The 7,464-nt window shown below is 44.6% G+C and carries 6 protein-coding genes; 3 read left to right on the top strand and 3 right to left on the bottom strand.

Annotated features, from left to right (window positions below):
• Window positions 1-60: 60 nt before the first annotated feature.
• Window positions 61-597, bottom strand: a complete 537-nt coding sequence (locus tag ADH49_RS02505) for a TetR/AcrR family transcriptional regulator (protein ID WP_006595361.1) — start codon at window positions 595-597, stop codon at window positions 61-63.
• A 136-nt stretch (window positions 598-733) separates the two neighbouring features.
• On the opposite strand from ADH49_RS02505, the gene ADH49_RS02500 reads away from it, so the two are divergent.
• Entirely contained in the window at window positions 734-3,529 is a 2,796-nt protein-coding gene (locus tag ADH49_RS02500; protein ID WP_048689044.1) for a YhgE/Pip domain-containing protein, read from the top strand.
• Window positions 3,530-3,594: 65 nt separating this feature from the next.
• On the opposite strand, the gene ADH49_RS02495 is transcribed toward ADH49_RS02500, so the two are convergent.
• Complete coding sequence (locus tag ADH49_RS02495; RefSeq protein WP_223356315.1) at window positions 3,595-4,260, bottom strand: DUF4947 domain-containing protein; 666 nt, start codon at window positions 4,258-4,260, stop codon at window positions 3,595-3,597.
• Window positions 4,261-4,477: 217 nt separating this feature from the next.
• On the bottom strand, window positions 4,478-5,719 hold the full coding sequence (locus tag ADH49_RS02490; RefSeq protein ID WP_192831860.1) for a carbohydrate-binding domain-containing protein: 1,242 nt from the start codon (window positions 5,717-5,719) through the stop codon (window positions 4,478-4,480).
• A 228-nt stretch (window positions 5,720-5,947) separates the two neighbouring features.
• Between ADH49_RS02490 and ADH49_RS02485 the strand changes: the two genes are divergently transcribed.
• Window positions 5,948-6,727 carry a polyphosphate polymerase domain-containing protein gene (locus ADH49_RS02485; protein ID WP_048689033.1) on the top strand — a complete coding sequence of 260 codons (780 nt, stop codon included), beginning with the start codon at window positions 5,948-5,950 and terminating at the stop codon, window positions 6,725-6,727.
• Window positions 6,720-7,403: a DUF4956 domain-containing protein gene (locus tag ADH49_RS02480; RefSeq protein WP_048689030.1), complete on the top strand. Its 684-nt coding sequence runs from the start codon at window positions 6,720-6,722 to the stop codon at window positions 7,401-7,403. Before ADH49_RS02485 ends, ADH49_RS02480 begins: the two co-directional genes overlap by 8 nt.
• Window positions 7,404-7,464: the final 61 nt, after the last annotated feature.

Below are 7,464 nucleotides of genomic sequence, written 5' to 3'. Positions count from 1 at the left end.
GCGGAGGTGGGACGACGAAATCGAATTCTAACGAATTACCGATTTCTGTCCCACTCTCTTTTATTCCAGCATTTTTAATAGGAAGTCCGCCATTTGTTGGGGGCTTTCTTTTTGCCCACGGGCCACCCACATTTGACAGACTCCAAAGAAGGCATTGGTGAGGTAGACGGAACTATAGTCTCTTTCGATTTCGGTCAAAGATCGATGGCCATAACGTTCTTGCAAGCTATCGACTAGTAGAACTTGTAGCTTGTGTCGCAAGAAGGATTGAATTTCTTTTGTCCCATTCTCGGTTAGAAGGACAGCAAAGAGGGGCTCCTTGGTGAGAAATTCGAAAACTTCGGTAACAGCTTGGTGTTTATCATCTTGTTGTTTGTCGAAGATGTATTCAACTTTGTGGAAAAATTCCTGTTGGTAGCGCTCGATCATATCGTACTTATCACGGTAGTGGGTATAGAAGCTACTCCGGCTGATACCAGCCTCTTTTGCCAACTGAACAGTTGAAATCTCATCAAAGGACTCCCTATGAAGCAGGTCAACCATGGCTTCCTGGATGATCCGTTTTGTTTTTATTCGCTTGTTGCTTTCGGTAACCATTCTAGTCTCCCTCTTTTATACACAAAATTATACACAGTGTCCAAAAATGATTTTTTTAACTTGCGATTTTTAAAAAGAACTGTATAATCAATTATATCAAAAAAATTAGACAATGTGTATAAAAAGGAGACGAAAAATGTTTAAGGAATGGAAAGCGATTTTTAGGAAACCGACCTTTATCGTTGTGATGATCGGGGTTGCCTTGATACCAGCTCTCTACAATGTGATCTTTCTATCCTCTATGTGGGATCCTTATGGCAAGGTTTCCGACCTGCCAGTAGCAGTTGTAAATCAAGACCAGCCAGCTCGTTATCAGGAAGAAGAATTGACAATCGGAAAAGACATGGTGTCCAATTTTGAGAAAAGTGACGCCCTGGATTTTCATATTGTCGATGAAAAAGCAGCTAAAGATGGGTTGGAAAAGGGTGATTACTATATGGTGGTGACCTTGCCTAAGGATCTATCTGCTAAAGCTGCTTCTATCTTAACCAATCACCCAGAACAGATGACCATTGCCTACCAAACATCTAGTGGACATAGCTTTATTGCTGGTAAGATGAGTGATTCAGCCATGATAAAAATCCAGCAAACCGTTGCTAGCAATGTCACCCAAACCTATACCAGCGCTCTTTTCGAAAAGATGGGAAGTTTGAAGACAGGTATGGGAACAGCAGCGGAAGGAAGCCAGAAATTAGCGACCGGTGCTGGTCAGCTAAAAGAGGGTGGACAGACCTTGACAGACCATTTGACCACCTTGTCCAACTCGAGTCTGTCTTTTTCAAATGGGGCACAGACTCTTAGCACTGGTCTCTTGGCCTACACCAATGGAGTTGGCCAATTAGGAACTGGTCTTCATCAAATGCAGGAAAAAGTTCCGACTCTCGTGTCGGGAGTTGGGCAACTTCATGATGGCTTTACAACCTTTAGTAGTGGTTTGACGACCTATACGTCGGGAGTTGGACAACTGGGAAATGGTTTAAACCAAATGGCTAGTCAAACGCCACAGTTAGCCTCTGGGATTGGCCAATTGCATACAGGGATGACGACTCTCTCAACGGGACTGGATACCTACACAAAGGGAGTTAGTCAGTTGAATGTTGGTGCTAGTAACTTGACGGCTGGCCTCACCAGCTATAGCTCAGGGCTTGCTACTCTCAGTGGTGGAGCTAGTCAATTAAGCGGCCAATCGGAAGCCTTAAGAAACGGAGTATCTCAGTTAGAGACAGGCATTCAAACCTTATCCACACAACTCACTCCGCAACCAAATCAACAAGAGCAACTTGCCCAATTAACAGCAAGCCTCACCCAATTAAATGAAGCTATTCAGAATACGAGCGGAGATACCAGTCAACTCAGCACAGCTTTGGCAAGCATCGCCACCTCTGCTCAAGGGATTTCAGCAGCAGCACAGGCTGACCGCAATTCAGTGCTAGCAAATCTTCAAGCTACTGCTGCCTATCAATCGATGACAGCTGAGCAACAGGCAGAAATGACGGCTGCTGTCTCTGCTACTTCAAGTAGCACGGAGACTGCTGCTCAAGCGATTTTAACCACTGTTCAAGGCTTGCAAGAAAGCTTAACAACCGAGAGTCCCTTGGCCACAGTAAAAGAAAGTGCCAACCAGATCTTGCCAACAGCTTCGTCTACCTTGAATACTCTTTCAACTAGCTTGAGCTCCCTACAGACCGCAGTGACAGAGCAACTTCTACCAGCAAGCCAAACCCTTAGCCAGGGCGTTCAACTCTATACGACAGGGGTGGATCAGTTAGCCGGTGGAGCTAGTCAGCTTACGGATAATAGCAGTAGCTTGATTGCAGGAGCTACTCAATTGAGTGCGGGGACAAGTCAGCTGGATCAGAAATCTGGTGACTTGGTAATGGGAAGTAATCAACTAGCAGCAGGATTGGGAGACCTAAATGGGAAAATGCCAACTCTGACTGCTGGAATGAATCAATTAGCTTCAGGAGCCAACCAATTGACTAGTAAGTCTAGCGAATTAACAACAGGCGCTGGATTGCTAGCTAGTGGGATCGGTCAACTAAATGGTCAAACACCGGTTTTGGCTAGCGGTGTTGATCAACTGGTATCAGGAGTTGATCAGTTATCGGATAAATCAGGTCAGTTACTATCAGGTTCTCAGCAATTGGCGGATGGTGCAACTAAGATAGCTGATGGCTCTGGTCAATTAGCGGCAGGGGGTCAGGTTCTTGTCGGAGGTTTGGCTGATCTCCAAACAGGTAGTCAAAATCTTAGTCAAGGCTTGAGTTCAGCTAAGGACCAACTAAATAGCGCTAGCACTGAAAAAGAAAATGCAAGCGTATTGTCAGATCCAATCACTCTTTCGAAGACAGACCATGACAATGTTTCAGTGAACGGAGTAGGAATGGCGCCTTATATGATATCTGTTGCCCTTTTCGTCGCGGCTCTCTCTACCAATATGATTTTTGCCAAATTGCCATCTGGGCGTCATCCAGAAAGTCGTTGGGCTTGGCTTAAATCGAGATTGGAAGTGAACGGGATGATTGCGGTCTTGGCTGGTGTCCTGGTCAACGGAGCTGTCCACCTGCTCGGAATGGCGGCAAACCATGAAAGCTTGACTCTCTTCCTCTGTGTGTTAGGAAGTGTGACCTTCATGTCCGTGGTAACCGCCTTAACGACATGGAACAACAAGGTCGGAGCATTTATCTCTTTGATTCTCTTGCTCCTTCAACTGGCTTCTAGTGCAGGGACTTATCCGCTTGCCCTCACCAATCGTTTCTTCCAAACTATTCACCCACTGTTGCCAATGAGTTATACCGTATCGGGATTAAGGGAAACCATTTCCTTATCTGGTCAGATAGGTGGGCAAGTCACCTTCCTTACCCTAGTTTTGGGCTTGTGTATTGGTCTAGGAATGATGGCCTATCAACCTCAAAAGATGGAAGAAGACTAAGCTTCCTCTATCTAAAGTTTCATGTGAAACAAAGCCCTCTTCTCAATAGAGAAGAGGGCTTTTTCTTAGTTAAAATAAAGCACTTCTGGATTTGGAGTGATGTAGATAAGGTTATCTTCTTTGAAGACCAGTTGTACTTGGCCCTGTTTGTAGATATAAACCGTGTACGTTTGACCGAACCTAGTGGCTTGAGCGATATCGATCGCACCAGCCCAAAAAGCACGAAGCTGTTCATCTGTTAAGTGTCCCTCTTGATATAGTTTCACGAGGTTTTCCCGTTCCTTTTCTGAGAAGGTTTCTACCAGATACTTTGGGTCGTTAAGGACATTTTCAGGTTCCCCAAGAATTTTTTGAACAAATTTTTTAGTATAGCCTTCGTAATCCGGTGTTGCGGCTTCTAATGTATCGCCATCTTTTCTATAGTAAACGACAGAATCGCCTGTTGCATAGATCTTGTCTGTTGGAGCTTCGCTAGCATTGGCAGGGAGCTCCTCCATTTTTTTGCTAGAGCTGGTTTCTGTCTCAGACTCTTTCTTCTCTTTTTTGGAAGAGCTAGCTTTAGATGATTTTTTTGACGATGAGGCTTCTTTTTCACTTTTCTCTTGTTTTTTAGAAGAGGCACGAGAGCTCGTTTCTTCCGGTTTGAAATATGATTGAAAATCAGACATACAGGCTGTCAAGAAGAAAAGACTCAAAAAGAGCGTTGCAAGGAGAGTAATTTTTTTAGACATCATATAAATCCCTTTCTAATCATAGAGCGCTATTTCTTCTATTGTACACTATAAAAGCTTGGAAAGCACGAAAAAACAGGAGAGAGCTTGTACGAAGTAGGTATTCATACAAGCTTTCTCTCCTGTAAGGGTCAGCTCCTTGTGATCTCATTTGAAGCGAGGGAGTCATCTTTTAATAACTCTTGTGTGCTTCAGTTAGTGGCCTTGGAAGAAGGACTTAGCGTCCACCAGGCTTGCCAGGTCCACCGCCTTGAGGTCCGCCACCTCCGGGAGCCCCACCGCCTCCAGGCATGGAGTTGACAATTTCTGTTTGTTTTTCACCGTTGATATAGATATCTCCGCCTGTGTAGGTAGCTGTTCCATCAAAGTCAAAGCCGGATTGTCCCGTCAAATTGATGGTTCCTCCAGTCACAGTGACATTGCCGTTAGAGTCGATTGGATCGGTATCGCCTTGCCCAACTTCAACGTTGAGGGTTCCACCATTCATGGTGAAGAAAATTTCATCTTGGTTGGCATTGGCATTGGCCGCATTGACACCGTCATCGCTTGCGTAGATGGTGATATCTCCACCGTTAATGGTGATTGATTTTCCTTCAAGGCCTTCGACAGACTCGGTCACCTTGTAAGTTCCGCTATCGATGACTAGATCACCAGAATCATGGATGCCATCGTCCCCAGCTGAAATGGTCATGGTATTGTCAGACAGATACATGGTTCCGACCGAAGTATCTTCATCATTATCCACCTTGACTGCATCTTCATCTGCATCGATGGTCATGGTCGTACCAGTGATATTGAGTTCGTCATTGACGTTGAAGGCATCTCCTACAGCCGTGATCTTATAGGTTCCACCTGTGATGTGGAGGGTATCATTGGCCTTAATCCCGTTGTTCTTCTTGGCATCAATGTTGAGCGTACCTGAACCATTGATGGTGAGGTCGCCTTTAGAGAAGATGACCGCATCGGCATCTTCATCATTATTTGAACTGGAATCAGATAGGGTATTGGTCGTGCCGTCTGCTAGAGTCAAGTAGACATGTCCTGCTTTCGTAGCAGAGATTGGCGCGTTGGTGTTGGTCATGGTAACCCCTTTTAAGACGATATGAACATCATCTGAATCATCTGCTTCGACCTTGATTTGAACCCCATTAGATTCACCAGAGATGACATAGGTTCCGGCCTTAGAGATGGTCACAGTAGATCCAGAAACAGCTACGCCGTCACCCGATACACTTGCAGAAGATCCAGACAGTTTGACAGTAGAGGCGGTACTTTCATCATAAGAGGTGTCCTTGTCCTTATCTGTAAAATAGTTGGTGTTGGTTGTTTTATTAGTAGTAGCAGTTGTTTGGGGCGTATTGCTTGTTGTAGCTGATTGAGATGACGCTTGGGAACAAGCTGTCAGTAAGGTGAGGGTAGCGACCCCCGTTAATAAGGATTTCCATTTGTTTGATTTCATGAGCTTTTCCTCTCGTTCCATTGATATGCTCCTAGTCTAAAGTTGCTAGCTGAAAGTTTCCTGAAGTTTTTCTGAAAGGAACCTTAACTTTAGTTTTCTTTAAGTTTGGCTTAATGAAAGCTTAAGAAAAGGCAACTAAACTAAGGAACAAGTAAAGCGACTTGTGGCTTTGCAACAAATAACGATAAAGAAAATGACCAACTTTTTATAGAACAAAAGGAGAAAAATATGAAAAAAACGGTAGAGACAAGCTTCAAGCGGATTGAAACCAAATATGTGGTGAATAAAGAAGACTTGGATGATTTATTGAAAGATTTGAAGAAATATGTTGTTGAAGACGATTATCCCATCTCTACGATTTCGAATGTCTATTTTGATACCGAAGACTTTGATGTGATCCAAGATGCCCTTGCTAAACAGAACCGTCGAGAAAAGATCCGTATGCGGACCTATGTGGAGCATCCAACAGTGGAGAGTCCGGCTTTTCTAGAAGTAAAATCAAAGGATGGAGAAGGTATTGGTCACAAGCTCCGCCTGGTCTCAAACCCCACCTCTATTACCCGCCTCATGACGGATGGACTAGTGGATCAGACCATTCAGGATCTGGACTTGGTGCAAGAAATCCAAGCTCTGCGCCAGCGCTATGATTACCGACTACAGCCTCAGATGTACATCCATTATGATCGTTTGTCCTTAAAAGAAAAGAAGAGTATCCAAGGCTATCCTTACAATAAGATTCGGGTCACCCTGGACCAAAACTTAGTCTATCGTGATCAGCAGGTCAATCTCCTCCGTGGGAAAGCTGGAGAGCCTTTATTAGAAGAAAATACCATCATTATGGAAATCAAGGCCCCAGGTGAAGAACCTCAGTGGCTGAAGGACATTCTGGATAAGTACGGACTGGTCAAACAGAAATTTTCGAAATACAGTTGTGCCTACCATAAGTCACAAGGCTTAGACTACGCACCAACGCCAATTCAAGAAAGGACAGGTGCTGCCTATGTCTAATCTATTTGATTCTATTTTTAATAACGCTACGACAACCGTAGATCCGGTGCGCCTGATGCTAGCCTTGCTGGTCAGCCTGGTGCTCGGGATGGCCTTGTCTTGGACCTATAAATACCGTACTCTCTATACGCGTGAATTTATCGTCAGTCTCACCTTGCTTCCCTGCATGATGACCCTGGTGATTTTCCTGGTGAACGGGAGTCTGGGGACCTCGATCGCAGTAGCAGGGACCTTTAGCTTGATTCGATTTCGTTCCGCTACCAGCGGCTCTAGAGAATTGATCGCGATTTTCCTTGCCATGATTATTGGTTTAGCAGCGGGGTCGGGCTACCTCTTATTGGCAGTTTTGTTCACGGCCTTTCTGTTAGCTATCTGGCTCTTGCTCGAAACCAAGCAAAGTAAGACCGACCACCAACGGCGCCGTCACCTGACGATTGAGCTAGAAAATAAGTCTAGGATTGCGGATAGGATCAGCCATTTATTGGAACGCAATTGTACAGAAGTCGATTTGATTTCGGTCAATACAAGCCAAAATGGGGAACAGCTTACCTTAGATTATGAAGTGGATCTGAGACCAGAAGTTGACGATTTTGCAATGACGACCCTCCTAACAGAAGAAATTTATCATTGCGATGTATCCTTGACCAAGAAGGCTAAGAAAAGAAAGAACTTATAGAAGAGAGTGGGACAGAAATCGGTAATTCGTTAGAATTCGATTTCGTCGTCCCACCTCCGCA

Source organism: Streptococcus sp. 400_SSPC, from assembly GCF_001072745.1.
In the GTDB taxonomy this organism is placed as follows: Bacteria; Bacillota; Bacilli; order Lactobacillales; family Streptococcaceae; genus Streptococcus; species Streptococcus xiaochunlingii.
Note: the sequence above shows the minus strand (reverse complement) of the source record. Positions and strands in the feature narration are given on the sequence as shown.

Bases quoted from the DNA above. Each gene is read 5' to 3' on its own strand.
- ADH49_RS02505 (WP_006595361.1), bottom strand. From the start codon at position 597: ATGGTTACCGAAAGCAACAAGCGAATAAAAACAAAACGGATCATCCAG.
- ADH49_RS02500 (WP_048689044.1), top strand. From the start codon at position 734: ATGTTTAAGGAATGGAAAGCGATTTTTAGGAAACCGACCTTTATCGTT.
- ADH49_RS02495 (WP_223356315.1), bottom strand. From the start codon at position 4,260: ATGTCTAAAAAAATTACTCTCCTTGCAACGCTCTTTTTGAGTCTTTTC.
- ADH49_RS02490 (WP_192831860.1), bottom strand. From the start codon at position 5,719: ATGAAATCAAACAAATGGAAATCCTTATTAACGGGGGTCGCTACCCTC.
- ADH49_RS02485 (WP_048689033.1), top strand. From the start codon at position 5,948: ATGAAAAAAACGGTAGAGACAAGCTTCAAGCGGATTGAAACCAAATAT.
- ADH49_RS02480 (WP_048689030.1), top strand. From the start codon at position 6,720: ATGTCTAATCTATTTGATTCTATTTTTAATAACGCTACGACAACCGTA.